This is a genomic window from Martinezella lusitana, assembly GCF_010668395.1.
GTDB classification, from domain to species: domain Bacteria; phylum Pseudomonadota; class Alphaproteobacteria; order Rhizobiales; family Rhizobiaceae; genus Rhizobium; species Rhizobium lusitanum_A.
The window spans coordinates 21,531-39,584 of record NZ_WUEY01000023.1 but is presented as its reverse complement, the minus strand read 5'-3'; the positions used below and the strand labels follow the sequence as shown (position 1 = coordinate 39,584).

Sequence of the window (18,054 nt, the reverse complement as noted above, 5' to 3'; positions counted from 1 at the left end):
GTGGAGGAGAGAATTATTGATAGAAGTTGATCGCGTCAGTATCCGGTTTGGAGTTGGGCCGGGAGCATTCGTCGCGCTGGACGATGTGTCCGTGACGGTGAAGGAGAAGGAGTTTTTTACCCTTCTCGGCCCGTCGGGTTGCGGGAAGACAACGCTTCTGCGCTCCATCGCGGGGTTTATCAGACCCCATTCCGGCGCCATCCGGCTCGGTGGCAAGGACATTCTGGGCTTGCCACCCTTTGAGCGGCCGGTAAACACCGTTTTTCAGAACTACGCCCTGTTTCCGCACATGACGGTCGCCGAAAATGTCGGCTTCGGCCTGGCCATGCTGAACCGCCCGAAGCAGGAAATCGCCCGCACCGTGGAGGAAATGCTGGCGCTGGTGAAGATGTCGCCCATGGCCAGCCGGCGCCCGGCGGAGCTTTCCGGCGGCCAGCAGCAGCGTGTGGCGCTGGCTCGCGCTCTCGCCCCGAAACCAAAGGTTCTCCTGCTCGATGAATCGCTGTCTGCGCTCGATCTGAAGCTGCGTAAGGAAATGCAGATCGAGCTGAAGCGGCTGCAGGCCGCAACCGGCATCACCTTCATCTTCGTCACGCACGATCAGGAGGAAGCTCTCACCATGAGCGACCGCATCGCCGTGATGAGCGCCGGCCGGATCCTCCAGATCGGCACCCCGCGCGATATCTACGACCATCCTTCCCGCCGGTTCGTAGCCGACTTCATCGGCGACACCAACTTCGTCGAGGCGGTCTATCTCGATGCCGGTACGGTAGAGTTGCCGGGTGGCACTCGGATGAGCCCGCGAATGCCCGAGGGAGCAGCGCCGGCGGCGGGGAAGGTAACCCTGGCGGTCCGTCCCGAACACGCGCAGCTGCAGGAGGATATCGCCGACGCTCCGCTTTCGGGCGTGCTGGACGACGTCGTCTATTGCGGAACCGACACGCATTTCCATCTTGCGCTCGCCGACGGCGCGCGTTTCGTCGTGCGCCGGCAAAACAACCCGAGCCAGATGGCCGCCTTCCAGCCCGGCCAGCGCCTCGGCATCCGGTTCGAGCCGCAAGCGGCCCAGGTGTTGGGAGACTGACACGATGGCACAGCTTGCAACGCGACTGCCCGACATCATCGCTGCCGAGCGGCGGGAAAGCCGCAACCGGTGGCTCATGCTTCTTCCCGCGCTGGTGATCCTGTTGGCCGCCGCCATCGGGCCACTGCTCGTCGTGGTGGTCTATTCCTTCCTGACCGCCGGCGACTACGGCGGAGTGGTCTGGCATTTTTCCTGGGACGGCTGGATCGGCGTCTTTGCGTCCCGCGATCCGTTCGACGGCACGCTCAGCCTTGCCGATGCCCACATCATGATCCTGTGGCGCTCCGTCAAGCTTTCGCTGCTGACGACGTTCTTTTGCATCGTATTCGGCTTTCCGACAGCCTATTTCATCGCCACCCGGCCTCCCCGGCAGCGCGATTTCTGGATGTTGCTGATTACCATTCCCTTCTGGACGAACCTGCTGATCCGCACATTCGCCATCATGGGATTGATCCGCAACGAAGGCATCCTGAACGGCATCCTGCTCTCGCTAGGGGTCATCCAGCAGCCGATACAGATGATGTTTACCGACTTCGCCATCCTGCTCGGCATGGTCTACGTCTTCCTGCCGCTGATGGTCCTGCCGCTTTACGCCTCCATGGAGCGGCTGGATTTCTCCCTGATCGAGGCCGCCTTCGACCTCTATGCGACCCGCAGCCGCGTATTGCGCAAGATCATCATACCGGCCGTGAAGCCCGGTATCGTCGCGGGGTCGATCCTTGTCTTCGTACCGTCTCTGGGCGCCTACGTGACCCCACGAATTCTCGGCGGCGGCACCCAGCTCATGCTGGGCAACCTCATCGAGCTCCAGTTCGGACAGGCGCGCAACTGGCCGCTTGGCGCCGCTCTGTCGCTGACCTTGCTGCTCGTGGTGACCGTGGCACTGATATTCTACGTGCGCTCGGCAGGAGCCGAGGGAGATCGACATGGCTGAATCTCGCAAGACCTTCGACCTGCGGCGGCAGACCGGTTTCACGACGATTGCCATTTTCAGCTTCGTCATGCTGTATCTGCCCATCATCCTGATGGTCGTCTTCTCGTTCAACAGCGGGCTGGCGCTGACGAGCTGGAGCGGCTTTTCGCTGACCTGGTATGTCTCCGCCTGGCACAACGAACTCGTGCAGGAAGCGACATTGCGTTCGATGCTGATCGCTGCGGCAGCGACGATCATCTCGACCACCGTTGCGGTGCTTGCCGCGTTGCCGATGACGCGCGGAAAGAACTTCAGGGGAAGGACCACCATCTTCGCGCTCATCAATCAGCCGCTGATGGTGCCGGAAATCGTGACCGCGGTCGCGCTTCTCGTCGTCTTTGCGGCGATCAAGGTGCAGACCGGCTATTCGGGCATCGGCTACCTCATTCTCGCCCATTCCGCTTTCTGCATTCCCTTTGCGTTCATGCCGGTTCGCGCCCGCCTCCAGGGCATGGACGCAACACTGGAACAGGCCGCGGCCGATCTCTATGCAAGACCGTGGCGCAGCTTCCGCTACATCACCTTTCCCTTGCTTTGGCCCGGCATCCTGGCCGGCGCCATGCTGGCATTCGTGACCTCGCTGGACGACGTGGTCATCACCGAATTCGTGAAAAGCGCCGGACAGGACACCCTCCCAACCTACATGCTGGGACAGATGCGCCGCAATCTGACGCCGGAAATCAACGCGATCTCGACCATTCTGCTGGTCATTTCCGTGATCATGGTCGTCGCCTTCTTCTTCGCAAGCCGTGAAAAACGATAGCGCAGACAAGAACAACCAAAGAGGAGAACCAATGAAAACCTTTCTTTCCGCCCTTACCATTGCTGCCCTGAGTGCAGCACCTGCCCTGGCAGACGGCCAGCTGAACATCTATAACTGGGGCAACTACACGCCTCCGGATCTCGTCAAGAAGTTCGAAGACACCTACCATGTGAAGGTCACCGTCACGGACTACGACAGCAACGACACCGCCCTTGCCAAGGTGGAGGCCGGTGGTCACGGCTTCGACATCGTCGTTCCGGCGGGGATCTACGTGCCGATCTGGATCGAGAAAGGCCTTCTGCTAGAGGCTCGGCCGGACCAGATGGAGAATTTCAAGAACGTCGACCCGAAATGGCGCAATCCGGAGTTCGACCCGGGCCGCCACTACACCGTACCCTGGCAATGGGGAACGGTCGGGATTTCAGTGAACCGGGATGTCTACAAGGGCGACATCAACACTTCCGCCATCCTCTTCAATCCCCCGCCGGAGCTGAAGGGCAAGATCAACATCGTGCCGGAGATGAACGATCTCATGGCGCTGGCCGTAAACTACGTGGGCGGCAAGACCTGCTCCAACGACATGACCGTCCTGAAGAAGGTGCGCGACCTGCTCGTTGCGGCCAAGCCGAACTGGCTTTCCATGGATTACGGCACCGTCGAGCAGCTGGCCCAGGGCGACATCGCAGCCGGCATGAACTGGAATGGCTCGTCCTTCCGCAGCCGGTTGGTCAATCCAAAACTGGAATTCGGTTTCCCGCAGGAAGGCTTTCCCGTCTTCATGGACAATGTGGCGATTTTGGCCGACGCCAAGAATGTCGACAATGCCAAGCTTTTCATGAACTTCATCATGACGCCGGAGAACGCCGCGATGATTTCGGCATATGCTCGCTACGGCAACGGGATCATGGGTTCCGACGCCTACATGCCCGAAGACATGAAAACCGCGCCCGAAGTCAACATCCCGCCGAAGCTGGCCGGCGCCGGGTTCCCGGCCCAGACGTGCTCACCCGAAGTCATGAAGATCTATACCAAGATCTGGACCGATCTTCAGAAGTAAACGACAGGAAGCCGCGAGCCATGCTCGCGGCTTCTTCCACATCTTGCAGACATGATCCTGCATAGCGAATTCACGGCTCGGGCAGTCCCCGGCAATGCAGGAATGCCACCAGCGCCGCCTGAGCGACGCTGGTGTCTTATTGTCAGTTCCGCAGCGTCAATGCCGGGTTATGTGCGAAGAAGTTGTGCGGCTCGATGTGGATCGTCTTCCACTCGGTCGACATGACAGGCCAATCCTCCATGCGCGGGATATGATGGAAGCCTGCGGTGAACCAGGTGACGATATCCTTGCCCATCAATGGCTTGTTGGCCTTGACCCATTCCGGCAGCGTGTCGGAACCGTCGCTCTGCATGGCGAACTTGCCGCCGGCATATTGCTGGTTCGGGTCGTAGACCGTGTTCCATACCGAATATTCGATATAGGCATTGCGCTTCATCGGCGGGTCCTTGACGAAGTCGAAGGGGCCGTAGGCGACGTCGCCGTGATGGATCATCCAGCCCGGCTCCTGGCCGAGATAGCCTTTGCGCGAAGGGTCGGAGATCATGAAGTAGCGCGGCTTCATTGCCGAGAGCTGATAGCGCGCCTCCATTTCCGTCTTCGGCATCGTATGCTGGACCGTCCACATCGAGCGACGCGGGTTCTTCGCGTCGACCTTGGCCGGGACGATATCCATCGTGCCGAAATGGTTGGCCGGCTGGTCGACGTCGAAGTCGATGCGGAAGTTGAAATAGTGGTCGTGATTTGCGGCCACCAGATTTGGCGCGATCAGCGTGCCGTGCGCGGTGTCCGCGGCAGCGGTCGGATCATCCATCGAGGTCGACTGAACGCCCTTGACGGCATCGAGGCCGGTCGCGCCGATCATGATGCGGATCTGGCCGTCCGGCTGGAGCCGGTAGTCGATAAGATAATCGTAATTGCCGACTTCCGACGCCGTGCGCACGACAAGCTCGCTGCCCGGCCGGCCTTCCGCCGGAACCGGCTTGTCCGGCGTCTGCGCAAAGACCTCGAAATGGCGCCACGCCGGATCGCCGATGCTGCGCTCGAAGACGCAGATGGCGTTCGGGATGGTCAGCGGGTTGCCCTTGTCATCGGCGATGGTCGCCGGCAGGAAGGTCGCGTAGCTCGGGCAGTCGAGGCCGGCCCGCAGCGGGCTGAGGAACAGGCCGAAACCGTATTCTCCGCTGTCCATGTAGGTGCGCCAGTACCAGCCCTCGGTCGGGTCCATGTAAGGCACGAAGACTTCCGAGAGATGCGACTGGTAGATCACCGAGCGCCAGGTGTCGCCGTCCTTCACGTCGAGGTTGGAGAGGACGAGGCCCGGGCGCTTGTCGACGCGGAAATTGAAGCGCCACATGTCCCATTCGAGATGACTGCCCGATATCTTGTAGTTCGGGCCGCCCTGCTGCGAGAGCGTCGCGAGATTGGTCTGCGGGCGCAGCGGCTCGCGCTCGGCCACTTCCTTCTCGGTATAGCCCCAATTGTCCTTCGGACCTTCGATGGCGCCGGTGTCGATCACCTTCAACACCTTCTTCTTGCCGATATCGTAGATGGCAAAGAGGCCCTCGATCGGTTTGGCGTAATAGTTCGAGCCCTCCGGAACGCGGTAGCAAGGCACCTTCATCAGGCGGGAATTCTGGTATTCCTCGGTAAAGAAGTTGCCGGCCGTCAGCGGCAGGCAGAAGGCCTGGTCCGGCGTGAGGCCGCGCTTCTTGAGGCCTGCGATCATCTGCGGATCGCCAAGCACGCCCTGCAGGGCGTCCATGAACTCGGTGAAGAGCACCATGGGCTGCCCCTTGATCGGCGTCGTGCTCTCGACCGTGCCCTTGGTGATGTTGACGACGGCTTCCTTGAAGCCCTGCGGACTCGTCAGCTGCACTTTTGCCTCGCGGTCGAGCGGCTTGTCGCCGTCCTTCCACTGCAGGACGTCGGCCTTGGCCGGTTCCTTCAGTTCGATCAGCGGATAGAGCGTGTTGTCATCGACCACCTTCTGCTCACGCAGGATCTGGTTGATCTTCTGGTACTCGTCCGCCGTCAGCCCGTCGAGCGGGTGGCTCATCGCTGCGGACGCGCAAAGCGTCAGCAGCAGCCCGGCCGAAGCCAGATAATGCTTCATGTTCATTTTCATCCTCCCTGTCCTATGCCTTCCAAGATCAAGCGAATATCACCTGGATATCCGTGTATTCCTTCAGCCCTTCCTCGGCGAATTCGACGCCGAAGCCGGATGCCTTCACGCCGCCGAAAGGCGCATTGGGCTGGATCGCGCCGTGCTTGTTGATCCAGACCGAGCCGCATTCCATGCGCGCGGCCACGGCCTTCGCCGCAGATATGTCCGAGGACCAGACGGAGCCGCCGAGGCCGTTCGGGCTGTCATTCGCCATGCGGACGGCATCGTCGACATCAGCGTATTTGATGACGGGCAGCGCCGGGCCGAACTGCTCCTCGTCCACCAGCGCATCGCCGTTCGAAAGGCCGGCGACAATGGTCGGCGGAAAGAACAATCCTTCGCCCGGCGCGCCGCCGAGCAGCACCTTGCCGCGGCCTGCCGCATCGGCAACAAGCCGGCTCAGCTTTTCGAACTGCATGCGGTTCTGCACCGGGCCGAGAATGCTCGTTTCCTCCATACCGTTGCCGACCGGAATGTTGCGGGCATAGGCGACCAGCGCCTCGCAGACGGCATCATGAATCGACTCGTGCACATAGAGACGCTTCAGCGCGGCGCAGGTCTGACCGTTGTTGATGAAGGCGCCCCAGAAAAGACCTTCGGCGATCTTGTCCGGATCGGCATCGGGCAGGACGATGCCGGCATCGTTGCCGCCAAGCTCCAACGTCAGCCGCTTCATGTTGGAGGCGGCCGATTGCATGACCTTCTGGCCGGTGGCAATGGAGCCGGTGAAGACGATCTTGTTGATGCCGGGATGGGCCGCCATGGCGGCGCCGAGATTGAAGCCCTTGTCGTCCGATGTCACGACATTCAGCACGCCGGGCGGCAGCACCTCGTTCATGATCTCGACAAGGCGCAGCGTCGAGAGCGGGGTGAGCGGCGACGGCTTGACGACGACGGTGTTGCCGGTGCGCAGCGCCGGCATGATATGCCAGATCGCGATCATGACCGGGAAGTTCCATGGGGTGATCGAGCCGACGACGCCGACCGGCTTGCGATGCAGTTCCACGCGGCCTTCGGCATTGTCCTGCAGCACCTTGACCGGAAGCGAAAGCCCGGTCGTATAGCCTGCCCAGGCGACCGTACCGCCCATTTCCCAGCGCGAGCCGAGACCATTCAACGGCTTGCCCTGCTCGAGCGTGATGATGGTGGCAAGTTCGTCGGCGTGCTCCTCGATGCGGGAGGTAACGGCGGAACAAATGCGCTGCAGTTCGCTGTCGCTACGCGCGGACCACCCGGAGAACGCCGCGCGGGCAGCATCGACCGCCCGGTCGAGGTCAGCCGCACCCAGATTGGGCGCGCGGCCGGCTTCCTGACCGGTTGCCGGGTTGGTCACCACGAAATCTGCCTCGCCCGCCACGGACGTCCCGCCGATGGTTGCAGAATAAAACGCCATTGCCAGTTTCCTCCACTGTATCCCGGTCGAAAGCCGGGAATTGGGGGAAGCTTAAGCCAGGAACGAGCGTCAGACTTGGACGGAAACGTCCGGACTGTTGGACAAAAGCGTCAATGGCAGCGAGTGGCGGCGCCTGGCGTCATGCCGTATTTCTTGCGGAACTCACGATAGAAATAGGAGAGATCGTTGAAACCGGCGTCATAGGCGATCGCAGCGATGCCGTCGCCGGCCATATCGGCGGCACGGGCGCAAAGCCGGCTATGGGCTATCTCAAGACGGCGATTCAAAAGACGATGTCCCGGCGTTTCGCCCAGGGCCTGGAAATGCCGCTGCAGCATGCGCTCGGACACGTTGAGACGGCCGGCAAGCTCCCGCGGGCCGAAGGCCGGATCGGCGCCATAGCGATCGATCAGAGCAAGCGCCCGCGAAAGCAGGGTTTCCGGCGCGGCGGTGCCGCGGGCCGACTGAAGATAAGCACCCATCAGACAGAGGAACGCCTCGCCGAGCTGCGGCTGAGCGGCCGGGCCATCGAGCATCTTGGTCACCACTGCGCGCATGGCCAGCCACAAGGGGTCGCTCCGGCTGATCGAGATACCGCCGACAAAGGCATCGCCAAAGCGGTGGACCATCTCCTCGCGCGGAAGGTGGATCGAAACCTGACTTGAGCGGATGCCTCCATAGGAGAAACGCGACGGCCGGACGGAATCGACCAGGAACATGTCGCCGGGATCGAGATGAGCCACCTGGCCGTTCTGCTCGACGCGACAGTGGCCGGCATCCTGGATGAGAAGGAAAAAGTGCTCTCCGGGATCCTGGCGGATCGCCTTGGTCCCGCGCTCGACGTGCTTGCTGGCATCGAGCCCGACGATCGCGGTTTCGAACAGCCCTATGCGCCGGGTCGCGACATCGCCGGCGACAATGCCGGACGACAGCGCCGGTTCAAGACTGAACGCGCCGCAGACCTTGCGGATCTCCGCCTCGAGAACCTCCACCGGCACCGGTATATGCACTGGCGCGACCAACGACTGCATGGTCCCCTCCCCTGGCCTTTGCAGAACATTTTCAGCCTTATATCACATTTTTACAGAAAACATCCTAGTTTCTGTAATGTTTAGGCAGCCGTTGCCGGAACCATTTGCCTTCGTTCGATCCGAGATCGGCCGTGGAGAAACAGGGCGACGGCGGATCGTATCTTGCGGAGGCTTTTCCAGCGGGCGGGAACACCGGGCAAGGAGCCGATCCAGGCGATCACATCTGGCCGCCGTTGATCCTTTTGCCGAGAGAACCCGGCCGAATCGAACAAAAGTCGGCCTTTGCCTTACATAATCGAATGTCCGCTGCCGCTAGAAAGCACCTCCATGGAAATGGGAGTGCCTGCAATGGATTTCGAAGCATTTTTTAAGGGCGAGCTTGACGGACTTCACGGTGAGGGCCGTTACCGGGTCTTCGCCGATCTCGAACGCCGCCGAGGCAATTTCCCCCGCGCTATCAGGCATACGGCCAACGGCCCGCAGGAGGTGACCGTCTGGTGCTCCAACGACTATCTGGGCATGGGCCAGCACCCGAAGGTGATCGAGGCGATGAAGCAGGCCATCGATCACTGTGGCGCGGGTGCGGGAGGCACCCGGAATATTTCTGGCACCAACCACTACCATGTCCTGCTCGAGCAGGAGCTCGCCGACCTGCACGGCAAGGAATCCGCGCTGATCTTCACCTCGGGCTATATCTCCAACTGGGCGACGCTCGGCACGCTCGGCGCCCGCATTCCCGGCCTCATCATCTTCTCGGATGCGCTCAACCACGCATCGATGATCGAAGGCATCCGCTATGCCAAGTGCGACAAGGTCATCTGGAAGCATAACGACCTGCACGATCTCGAGGCCAAGCTGAAGGCCGCCGATCCGAAGGCGCCGAAGCTGATCGCGTTTGAATCGGTCTATTCGATGGATGGCGATATCGCCCCGATCAAGGAGATCTGCGATCTCGCCGATAAGTATGGCGCGATGACCTATCTCGACGAAGTGCATGCCGTCGGCATGTATGGCCCGCGCGGCGGCGGCATTGCCGAGCGCGAAGGCCTGATGGATCGCCTGACCGTCATCGAAGGCACGCTCGGCAAGGCGTTCGGCGTCATGGGAGGCTATATCGCCGCTTCGGCTGCGCTTTGCGATTTCATCCGCTCGTTCGCCTCCGGCTTCATCTTCACCACGTCGCTGCCGCCGGCGCTGGCGGCGGGCGCTGTCGCCTCGATCCAGCATCTGAAGGTCAGCCAGTTCGAGCGTGCCCGCCATCAGGATCGGGTGCGCCGGCTGCGGGCGCAGCTCGATGCCAACGGCATTCCGCACATGCCGAACCCGAGCCATGTCGTGCCAGTCATGGTCGGCGATGCGGCCAAGTGCAAGTGGATATCGGACCTGCTGCTGGATGCCGGCGTCTATGTGCAGCCGATCAACTATCCGACCGTGCCGAAGAAGACCGAGCGGCTGCGCATCACGCCGACGCCGCTGCATTCGGATGGTGATATCGAGCAGCTCGTCGACGCGCTGCACGCCCTCTGGTCACGCTGCGCGCTCGCTAGGGCCGTCGCTTAGGAAATCGCAAAGGCTGCAACACGATCCCTCAGACAAGAAAGGAACAATCATCATGGATCAGACTGCCGTCACTGCCCAAACCGGCACACCGGATGCGCTTCGGCCTCTTGGTTCCGTGGAACGCTATTTCTGGCTGAGCGATCAGAACAGCCCCAAGCATTTTTGCATGGCCCTGCAGGTGTCGGGAGAGACGACGCCGGCACGCTGGAAGGCAGCGCTCGGACATCTGCGTGCGCGCCATCCGTTACTTCGGGTCAGCATAGGGTCGAGCTCCGATGGACGGCCGGTCTTCCTTGAAGCCGGTGACCGGGACCTTCCGCTTCGGGTCATCCCCTGCGAGCAGCCGCACGACTGGGAAGGAACGATTTCGAAGCAGCTCATGGAACCTTTCCCCGATGACGCCCCCTCTCTCGTGCGCGCCGTCCTGCTCCACTCTTGGAGCTTCAGCACCTTGATCTTCACCGCCCATCATTCGGTGGCGGACGGCATCTCGGTCGCCTATCTCATGCGCGACCTTCTCCTTGCCATGGAGGAACAGCCCCTTTCTCCCCTCGCGTTGCCACCGGCCCAGGAGACCATCGCCGCGCGATGGGGGATCGTCGCGGAACCGCTCTCGGCCGGAGGCAGGAAAGCGACCAAGCTCGACCGCAGCAGGGGTGTCCCGCACGTATCGTCGCTTCGCCTGTCAAGCAAGCTCACCAGCGATCTCAGGGCGTCGGCCCGCTCGAACGGCACGACCGTCCACGGAGCGTTAGTCGCCGCCCTGGTGCTGGCGGGACGCCGGCTTCACAAGGCATGGCAGCAGGGTCCGGTGCGAACGGTCTCGCCGGTAAACCTGCGACCGACGCTCGAAATCGCCGACGATTGCGTCGTCTCGATCGTCTTCCCGTCCGGCGCCTACGCACCGGAGCCGGATGGAGATCTGTGGGAGCTGGCGCGAGCCGTCAAAGCGGATCTTGCGGATGCGAAATCCCGTTCCTCGATCGTCAACGCCTTCGCGGCCTTCGATGCGATCATGACGACCTCGCCCGGTGTGCCGGAGATCGCGGAAATCGAGCTCACGGTATGCGCCTGCGAGATGATGTTGTCGAATGTCGGCGTCGCTCCGCTTCCCGAAACAGCGGGATCGCTGAAAGTGGAGGCGTTGTGGGGACCTTCGGTCTTCGTCGGCATAGAAGGCGAGCAGATGATCGGCTGCGCAACCTTCGCGGGGCGCATCCACCTTCTGCATACGAGCTTCACCCCGATACCCTCTCTGCTTTCCCTGACGCGGGCCATGCTCGAACAGGCGGCATCGGATTAGCCGATTCCGTCCGCTTTGTACAAAAGCTGTCCGGATCGTTCATGGCAGTTCCGTACCGTTGTCTATGATCGGCCCTCATCGATGGAGGCGCACAATGAACCATGATGCCCAAGACCTGCCGGGCGCCTTGCCCCTGGAGAAGGCTTCTCCCAGCCTGATCGTCGAAGCTCTCAAGGCCGTGGCGGGGCATCCGCCGGGCGTCCGCGCGAGCTTCGCGAAAGGGCATTGTGTTCGTGGCCGCTACGAACCGTCCGCGGAAGCGGGATCCGTGACGCGTTCGAAGAGCCTGACTAGACCCGCCCAGGTTCTGGGACGGTTTTCGGTCGGCGGCGGCAATCCCCATGTCGCGGACACGAACGGCCTGGTCCTGCGTGGTTTCAGCGTCAGACTTTCGAATGAAGCATCGTCGAACTTCCTGTTCGAGAATGCGCCGGTTCATTTTGCGCGAACGCTGGATCAGATGCTGGCATTCCTGCGCGCGAGGATCCCAGGTCCCGACGGCAAACCCGACGCGGAACGGGTCAAGGCATTTTCGGAAGCAAACCCCGAGACCCTGAACCAGGCGCGCTTCGTCGCCGCACGCGCTCTTCCCGCAAGCTTCGCGTTGACGACGTACTGGGGCGTCCATTCGTTTCCGGCGACAAGCGAGACAGGCGCGACGCGCTTCATCAAGTTCAAGATCGTGCCGGCCGGCGGCAACGCCACATTCTCGGAGGCCGAAATCCCCGGTCTGGGTGCGGATTTTCTCCGCGACGATCTGGAGGCACGCATCCAGGCCGGCAACGTCCGGTTCGACGTAATCGCCATTCTCGACCGCCCCGGGGACGACTGTTCCGACGTCACGAAACGCTGGAGCGACGAGGACGAGCGCCCTGGCGTGGTGTTGGGACGCATAACGATTGACGCGCTCGAACCGAATGGAACGTGCGACGCCTCGGTATTCGATCCCGCCGGCTTGGCCGAGGGCATAGGTCATCCTCCGGACGAGATTTTCGCGGCCCGGTCGCCGGCCTACCGGATCTCGCTTTCGAAACGTTCGTAACATCGTCCCGGCCTACCAGATCCGCAGAGGAGCTTGGCAACGTGGAGGGCTTGGCATGAACAACAGGGGAGTTTACGGCCAAAAGCTGGGCGATCACTTCCAACTGGAAGATGCTCCCGCCATCGTGACGCGAAGCCTGAAACGCTCCGAAATCGGCGTAACGCATATTCGATGTCGGAAGCCAAGCCTTACCTCCTCGATACCGGCCGAGGACGCCTATCTCGTCGCGTTTCAAATCGAGGACTGCATCGAGCACGAGCTCTGGATCAATGGCCGCGGAAGCGGCAAGCTGCCGCTTTTTGCGGGCCAGACCTCCATCTACGATCTTCGCGTCGATCCGATCGCCTTCGTTCGCGAGACGTCGAACTGCGTCATGTACTATCTGCCGAAAACCGCATTCGACACGCTCGCGGAAGAAAACCATGCCTCCCGTTTCAGCGAACTGGATGCCCGCGAGGGACGCCCCAACGACGATCCGGTCATGGCGGCGCTCAGTGCGGCGCTTATTCCAGCATTCCAGAACCCCGACTATGCCAGCCAGCTGTTCCTCGACCACACGACGCTGGCGGTGGCATCCCATGTTGCTGGCCATTATGGAGACCTGCGGCTTCCACGGCGAACCGTCGTCGGCGGACTGACCGAGCGCATGGAGAGGCGGGCAAAGGACATAATCGACGCCAATCTCACAGGGGAAATTTCGCTTGCGCTGCTCGCGCGGGAATGCGGCCTGTCCTCCAGGCATTTTGCCCGCGCCTTCAAGCAATCGGTCGGTGTCGCGCCTCACCAGTGGATGGTGCTCAGGCGCTGCGAACTGGCCAAGGAACTGCTGCGTTCGTCGCCGCTCTCGCTGGCGGAGATCGCGCTTGCCTGCGGCTTCGCCGATCAGAGCCATTTCACGAGAGCTTTCGCGCGTCTGGTTGGAATGACGCCCGGTGCCTGGCGCAGGGCGTCCTAAAGGGTTTCGAACAATGGAAGAAACAGGCGCATACGGGGAAACCCTCCGGCGAACTTTCAAAACGGATGTTGCGCCGTCCTTCGTTGCAAGGACGCTCAGGCATTCCAAGGTCGCGGTGACCGAAATCCGCTGCGACAATGAGAATACCGGAATGACGTTGCCCATTCCGAGAGAGGACGCCTTCCTGGTTACGGTGCAGCTCAAGGATGTCCCCTTGCATGGGCTGTTTCTCGACGAGCGCCGAATCCAGACGGGCTTTCTTCCGGCGGGCACGGCCAATATCTACGATCTTAGAACCTCGCCCGTTGCCGATAGCATCAGCGCCTTTCATCATGTGAGCTTCTATCTTCCTCGTATCGCGCTACGGGAAGTCACGGAGCGCGAGGCGATCCCGGACACCGACGGCTTCGACCATAATCCGGGCGTCGGCGTCAAGGACCCGGTTCTGCACAGTCTTGCAAGGGCGATGCTCGCCTGCTTTCGAAAGCCCGATCTCGCAAACCGCCTCTTCGTCGACCATGTCACGATTGCCGCAACGGCTCATGCGGTAAAGAGCTATGCGTGCCGGCACCCTCCAGCCGGTCCATGCGCTCACGCGCTTTCGCCGCTTGAGGCCAAGCGCGCGAGGGAGCAGATCGCGAACATCTGGATGGCGAGATAACGCTGGAGACCCTTTCCGACGAGACGGGTATGCCGCCCCTCGATTTCGCGGCCTCGTTCGAACTCGGCGCGGGTGTCAGCATCCATCGCTGGCGAAGCGATCTGAGGATCGAGCGCGCAAGGCGAATGCTGCAGAGGGGTTATGATCTCGAGACGATCGCCAGGCTTCTGAATTATGCCAGCGGCGCTCGCTTTGCCGCCGACTTCAAGCGGCGTACCGGCGTGGCTCCGAGCAGCGACACTCCAAGAAACAAGCTCTGATGCTTCTCGCAGGTCTGCTTCGCATCGCCGCGATACGCCGCGCTGCAGCGGTTCCGCGTTTCATGGCCCTTTCGTGAAAAAAGGCGCCCGCCTTGCAAAAGAACGAGTGAAGCATCCATCCGATTATTGTCCTGCGACAACACCGAGAGGAGCAGCAGATGTTCGAAGACTTCACTTTGAAACGCTTTGCCGGCCGGCTGCTGGGGACGGCCCTGTGCCTTGCGACCTCAAGCCTGGCCGCTGCGGGCATCGAGCAGAAGGAATCGCCACAGGATCTCGTGAACGCGCTCCACGGCACGTTCGGGGCGCATCATGCGCGAGCCGTTCACACCAAGGGCGTGATGGTTGTGGGAACTTTCGTCCCCGCAAAGGATGCCAGATCCATCACCAAGGCGTCCGTATTCGAAATGGGCAAGCTGCCGGTGGTCGCCCGCTTTTCGCTCTTCGCCGGCGTTCCGGATATCCCGGACACGGCGAATGGCGCGGCACCGACCGGCCTCGCGATCAAGATCAAGGCCAAGGACGGGACCGAGTATGACTTTGCCACCGACCAGCACAACGGCTTCGTCGTCGCGACGAGCGACGAGTTTGCGAACTTCCTTCGCCTCGTCGGCGAAAGCGGGCCTGGCGTCGCCCACCCGACCCCTCTCGAGACCTTCCTCAATACCCATCCGGTATCGAAACACTTCGTCGAGACGCTGACCTCGCCGGCGTCCTACGCGACCGCGACGTTCTTCGGTATCAACTCCTTCAAGTGGACCAATGCCGCAGGCAAATCGGCGTTCGTGCGGTATCGTTTCGTTCCCAGGGCCGGCGAGCGCTACCTGCGGCCGGAAGAGCTGAAAACCATGGGCCCGAACTATCTGCAGGACGAGATCGTCGCCCGCATCGCCAAGGCGCCTGTGGAATTCGACTGGTACGCGCAGATCGCGGAGGATGGCGACAAGATCGAAGACCCTTCGATCGCATGGCCGGAAAGCCGCAAGCTCGTCAAGCTCGGAACCTTCACCTTCGATCGCCTGCCGGCCGACAAGGATGTCGCCGACAAGCAAACCCTGTTCCTGCCAGGCACCTCGCATCCCGGCATCGACCCAGCCGATCCGATGCTGACGTTCCGTAACCACACCTATCCCATTTCTTTCGGGGAGCGTCAGTAACGGTGCACTTCGATAGTCGAGACGATCCTCCGTGGAGGATCGTCTCGACGCAGACCAAACGTCGCAGGCTCGCTAAGCGACGGCTTGGGCACCGGTGATCTCGACCAGCGACCCGCACATGAACGCGGCTTCGTCCGAGGCCAGGAACGCGACGAGGGCGGCGACTTCCTCGGGTTTGCCGATGCGCCCGAAGGGCACGAGCCTGTCCAGATCCGCGATCGTGCGGCCGGACCGCTTCACCCCGGCCTCCAGCATAGGCGTATGGATCTCGCCCGGGCAGACTGCGTTGACCCGGATCTTGTCCGGCGCATAGTCGCGGGCCAGGTTCTGCGTGAATGCCGCAACAGCCGCCTTCGTGGTGTTGTAGGCGATATGATTGGGCGCGGGATGAAGCCCCCATTGCGAGGCCGTGTTCACGATCGCGCCGCCGCCCGCCGCAACCATGTGCGGAAGAACTGCACGGCACAGATGGAACATCGAGTGGAGATTGACTGCGAAGCTGATGTCCCAATCCTCGTCCGACAACGACAGCAGATTGCCACGACGATTGATGCCCGCATTGTTCACGAGGATATCCAAGCGGTTCCGCCAGCCGAATGCCTGCCCAACCAGATTGAAGCATGAATCCCTGCTTGAGATGTCTGCCGCGATCACCCGCGCCTTGCCGCCGGCGGCCTCGATATCGCTTGCGACCTGCGCGGCTGCCTCGGCGTTCACATCCGTGACGACGACGAAAGCCCCCTCGCTCGAAAGGCGCCTGGCGATGGCCGAGCCGATCCCGCCGCCCGCTCCCGTGACGATCGCAACTTTTTCCTCAAAACGCTTCATGAGAACCATCTCCATATTATCGAATGTAGCTTCCGCCATTGACATCGAGCGTCGCTCCGTTCAGCGACGCCTGGCTGGGCCGCAGGACGAATGCGACAAGTTCAGCCACCTCGGATGGCGACGCCATCTCGCCGATCGGAATGTCCGCGACGGCAGCGGCCTTTCCATGCGCGGCGATAAAATCCTCCGCCATGTCCGTGCGCACCCAGCCGGGAGCGATCGCCACCGCCGTCACACCTTCGGCCCCGAAGCTGCGGGCGATGGACTTGGTCAGGTTGATGAGGGCCGCCTTGCTCGCGCCATAAGGCATCGCCTCGGCCGCATAACCGCGCTGACCGGCGCGGCTGGCGATGCTGACGATGCGGCCGCCGCCATGTGCCTTGAAATGGACGATCGCTTCCTTGGAAAGATCGGCAGCGGCGAAGAAGTTGATCTGGAATTCCTTCTGCCAGGCGGCCTTCCAGTCTTCCGGAGATGCCTCGACGGAAATCTCGGTGCGAATGCCGGCATTGTTCACCAGGCCATGAACCCTTCCTGCAGCCGCGACGGCACCTCGCCAAAGGCCGAAAGGGCCTTGCTCGGTCGACAGATCCGCCTGGACAATCCAGCCGTGACCGCCAACGCGGGCAAGCAAGGCTTCGGCCCCTTCCCTGTCCCGACCGTAGTGGATGATCGGCCTTGCGCCTTCTGCAGCAAGCCGCTCGACAATAGCGGCACCTATTCCCCCGGACGCCCCGGTGACCAGTATGGCGTGTCCTTCAAGTGACTTGCTCATTTCAGTCTCCTATTTCAGCAGGCCCACCTGCGGACCCCACGTATCCGAGAGAGCGAAGCCCGCAGCAAACGGATCGTCATCGGACATACGGAGTTCCGAGCGTCCGTAGATGTAAGCCTGCCCGGTAATGCGGGGCAGCACGGCCTTGCGACCGCCGATTTCCGTTTCACCGATCGCCTCGGCGAGAAACTCTCCGCCTATGATGGAACGAGACGTCCGGACATCGCCGACGGTGACCACGCCGCGCGCATGGAGCGTCGCGAGATTGGCAGAGCTGCCGGTTCCGCAGGGTGAGCGGTCGACACGGCCAGGCTGCAGTGTCGTGCAGGTGCGAACCGCGCCGTCCGGCTCTGCGTCGCGGAACATCACGTAGGCAATCTCATCGATACCGGGAAGCGTCGGATGAACGACCGCCACCTGCTCGGCGAGAAGACGCTTGAGCTCAATGCCTGCTTCGGCGAGCGCCCGTGCGTTGTCGGGTCGTATGGTAAGCCCAAGCTGACCTACGTCGACCAGAGCGTAGTAGACGCCGCCGAATGCGATATCGACCTTGACGCGACCCCAGAGCGGCGTATCGATCTGGTGGTCGAGCCGTTCCGCGAAGCTCGGCACGTTGTCGAGGCTGACGCTGAGGCAACGGCCGTTCTCACAGCGGGCGCGGGCGACGATAAGGCCGGCCGGCGTATCAAGCCGGACCACCGTCTCCGGCTCGTGCATGGGAACACGGCCGCTTTCGACAAGCGCCGTGACAACGCAGATGCAATTGCTGCCCGACATGGGATGGGCACGGTCCGCCTGCAGCACGATGAAACCGGCATCGGCGTCGGCGCGCGTGGGCGCCACCAGCAGGTTGACGGACATGGCGACATTGGCGCGCGGCTCGAAGGTGACGAAGCGCCTGAGGCTATCATCGACCGTATTGATGTGGTTCATCTTGTCGAGCATCGTCGCGCCGGGAATGTCCGGAGCGCCGGCGACGAGGACGTGGCCGAGCTCGCCCTGGCAGTGAACGAGCAGCAGTTCGAGAGATCGTTCGAAACGCATCCCG

Annotated in this window: 17 protein-coding genes; 11 read left to right on the top strand and 6 right to left on the bottom strand. The window is 62.0% G+C overall.

What is annotated here, in order from left to right; all coding sequences use genetic code 11:
* The first annotated feature begins 16 nt into the window (after positions 1-16).
* From GR212_RS30625 to GR212_RS30610, 4 genes are read left to right on the top strand one after another with little or no spacing between them, the layout of a single operon-like run.
* Positions 17-1,084, top strand: a complete 1,068-nt coding sequence (locus GR212_RS30625; RefSeq protein ID WP_163992669.1) for an ABC transporter ATP-binding protein — start codon at positions 17-19, stop codon at positions 1,082-1,084.
* Positions 1,085-1,088: 4 nt separating this feature from the next.
* A complete protein-coding gene (locus GR212_RS30620) occupies positions 1,089-2,018 on the top strand; it encodes an ABC transporter permease (protein WP_163992668.1) in 930 nt (309 codons plus the stop codon).
* Complete coding sequence (locus tag GR212_RS30615; protein WP_163992666.1) at positions 2,011-2,820, top strand: ABC transporter permease; 810 nt, start codon at positions 2,011-2,013, stop codon at positions 2,818-2,820. The genes GR212_RS30620 and GR212_RS30615 overlap by 8 nt, the downstream gene beginning before the upstream one ends.
* 31 nt (positions 2,821-2,851) lie before the next feature.
* Positions 2,852-3,877 carry an extracellular solute-binding protein gene (locus tag GR212_RS30610; RefSeq protein ID WP_163992664.1) on the top strand — a complete coding sequence of 342 codons (1,026 nt, stop codon included), beginning with the start codon at positions 2,852-2,854 and terminating at the stop codon, positions 3,875-3,877.
* Between the two features lie 142 nt (positions 3,878-4,019).
* On the opposite strand, the gene GR212_RS30605 is transcribed toward GR212_RS30610, so the two are convergent.
* The 3 genes from GR212_RS30605 to GR212_RS30595 form a co-directional block, all read right to left on the bottom strand.
* A complete protein-coding gene (locus tag GR212_RS30605) occupies positions 4,020-5,996 on the bottom strand; it encodes a tyramine oxidase (RefSeq protein WP_204326834.1) in 1,977 nt (658 codons plus the stop codon).
* A gap of 31 nt (positions 5,997-6,027) precedes the next feature.
* On the bottom strand, positions 6,028-7,434 hold the full coding sequence (locus GR212_RS30600) for an aldehyde dehydrogenase family protein (RefSeq protein WP_163992662.1): 1,407 nt from the start codon (positions 7,432-7,434) through the stop codon (positions 6,028-6,030).
* 110 nt (positions 7,435-7,544) lie between these two features.
* Entirely contained in the window at positions 7,545-8,465 is a 921-nt protein-coding gene (locus GR212_RS30595; protein WP_163992660.1) for a helix-turn-helix domain-containing protein, read from the bottom strand.
* A 348-nt stretch (positions 8,466-8,813) separates the two neighbouring features.
* Here GR212_RS30595 and hemA point away from each other — a divergent pair, with 348 nt between their 5' ends.
* From hemA to GR212_RS30560, 7 genes are all read left to right on the top strand, one after another.
* A complete protein-coding gene (gene hemA / locus GR212_RS30590; protein ID WP_163992658.1) occupies positions 8,814-10,025 on the top strand; it encodes a 5-aminolevulinate synthase in 1,212 nt (403 codons plus the stop codon).
* A gap of 52 nt (positions 10,026-10,077) precedes the next feature.
* A complete protein-coding gene (locus tag GR212_RS30585; protein WP_163992656.1) occupies positions 10,078-11,328 on the top strand; it encodes a phthiocerol/phthiodiolone dimycocerosyl transferase family protein in 1,251 nt (416 codons plus the stop codon).
* 94 nt (positions 11,329-11,422) lie between these two features.
* The gene (locus GR212_RS30580) at positions 11,423-12,370 is read left to right on the top strand and encodes a catalase (RefSeq protein ID WP_163992654.1); all 948 of its coding nucleotides are present in this window, start codon (positions 11,423-11,425) and stop codon (positions 12,368-12,370) included.
* Between the two features lie 55 nt (positions 12,371-12,425).
* Positions 12,426-13,325 (top strand): helix-turn-helix domain-containing protein, encoded by a 900-nt coding sequence (locus GR212_RS30575; protein WP_163992652.1) that lies wholly within the window; start codon positions 12,426-12,428, stop codon positions 13,323-13,325.
* A gap of 151 nt (positions 13,326-13,476) precedes the next feature.
* Positions 13,477-13,986: a hypothetical protein gene (locus GR212_RS30570; protein WP_163992650.1), complete on the top strand. Its 510-nt coding sequence runs from the start codon at positions 13,477-13,479 to the stop codon at positions 13,984-13,986.
* A gap of 29 nt (positions 13,987-14,015) precedes the next feature.
* The gene (locus tag GR212_RS30565; RefSeq protein WP_163992648.1) at positions 14,016-14,246 is read left to right on the top strand and encodes a helix-turn-helix domain-containing protein; all 231 of its coding nucleotides are present in this window, start codon (positions 14,016-14,018) and stop codon (positions 14,244-14,246) included.
* Between the two features lie 158 nt (positions 14,247-14,404).
* Complete coding sequence (locus GR212_RS30560) at positions 14,405-15,403, top strand: catalase family peroxidase (RefSeq protein WP_163992646.1); 999 nt, start codon at positions 14,405-14,407, stop codon at positions 15,401-15,403.
* 72 nt (positions 15,404-15,475) lie between these two features.
* Here the strand turns inward: GR212_RS30560 and GR212_RS30555 are convergent, their stop codons facing one another.
* From GR212_RS30555 to GR212_RS30545, 3 genes are read right to left on the bottom strand one after another with little or no spacing between them, the layout of a single operon-like run.
* The gene (locus GR212_RS30555; protein ID WP_163992644.1) at positions 15,476-16,231 is read right to left on the bottom strand and encodes an SDR family NAD(P)-dependent oxidoreductase; all 756 of its coding nucleotides are present in this window, start codon (positions 16,229-16,231) and stop codon (positions 15,476-15,478) included.
* 16 nt (positions 16,232-16,247) lie between these two features.
* A complete protein-coding gene (locus tag GR212_RS30550; protein ID WP_163992642.1) occupies positions 16,248-17,006 on the bottom strand; it encodes an SDR family NAD(P)-dependent oxidoreductase in 759 nt (252 codons plus the stop codon).
* 9 nt (positions 17,007-17,015) lie between these two features.
* Entirely contained in the window at positions 17,016-18,050 is a 1,035-nt protein-coding gene (locus GR212_RS30545) for a proline racemase family protein (RefSeq protein ID WP_163992640.1), read from the bottom strand.
* Positions 18,051-18,054 lie beyond the last annotated feature (4 nt).

Bases quoted from the DNA above. Each gene is read 5' to 3' on its own strand.
- GR212_RS30595 (WP_163992660.1), bottom strand. From the start codon at position 8,465: ATGCAGTCGTTGGTCGCGCCAGTGCATATACCGGTGCCGGTGGAGGTT.
- GR212_RS30620 (WP_163992668.1), top strand. From the start codon at position 1,089: ATGGCACAGCTTGCAACGCGACTGCCCGACATCATCGCTGCCGAGCGG.
- GR212_RS30570 (WP_163992650.1), top strand. From the start codon at position 13,477: ATGACGTTGCCCATTCCGAGAGAGGACGCCTTCCTGGTTACGGTGCAG.
- GR212_RS30555 (WP_163992644.1), bottom strand. From the start codon at position 16,231: ATGAAGCGTTTTGAGGAAAAAGTTGCGATCGTCACGGGAGCGGGCGGC.
- GR212_RS30585 (WP_163992656.1), top strand. From the start codon at position 10,078: ATGGATCAGACTGCCGTCACTGCCCAAACCGGCACACCGGATGCGCTT.
- hemA (WP_163992658.1), top strand. From the start codon at position 8,814: ATGGATTTCGAAGCATTTTTTAAGGGCGAGCTTGACGGACTTCACGGT.
- GR212_RS30600 (WP_163992662.1), bottom strand. From the start codon at position 7,434: ATGGCGTTTTATTCTGCAACCATCGGCGGGACGTCCGTGGCGGGCGAG.
- GR212_RS30610 (WP_163992664.1), top strand. From the start codon at position 2,852: ATGAAAACCTTTCTTTCCGCCCTTACCATTGCTGCCCTGAGTGCAGCA.
- GR212_RS30550 (WP_163992642.1), bottom strand. From the start codon at position 17,006: ATGAGCAAGTCACTTGAAGGACACGCCATACTGGTCACCGGGGCGTCC.
- GR212_RS30575 (WP_163992652.1), top strand. From the start codon at position 12,426: ATGAACAACAGGGGAGTTTACGGCCAAAAGCTGGGCGATCACTTCCAA.
- GR212_RS30605 (WP_204326834.1), bottom strand. From the start codon at position 5,996: ATGAACATGAAGCATTATCTGGCTTCGGCCGGGCTGCTGCTGACGCTT.
- GR212_RS30560 (WP_163992646.1), top strand. From the start codon at position 14,405: ATGTTCGAAGACTTCACTTTGAAACGCTTTGCCGGCCGGCTGCTGGGG.
- GR212_RS30580 (WP_163992654.1), top strand. From the start codon at position 11,423: ATGAACCATGATGCCCAAGACCTGCCGGGCGCCTTGCCCCTGGAGAAG.
- GR212_RS30565 (WP_163992648.1), top strand. From the start codon at position 14,016: ATGCCGCCCCTCGATTTCGCGGCCTCGTTCGAACTCGGCGCGGGTGTC.
- GR212_RS30615 (WP_163992666.1), top strand. From the start codon at position 2,011: ATGGCTGAATCTCGCAAGACCTTCGACCTGCGGCGGCAGACCGGTTTC.
- GR212_RS30545 (WP_163992640.1), bottom strand. From the start codon at position 18,050: ATGCGTTTCGAACGATCTCTCGAACTGCTGCTCGTTCACTGCCAGGGC.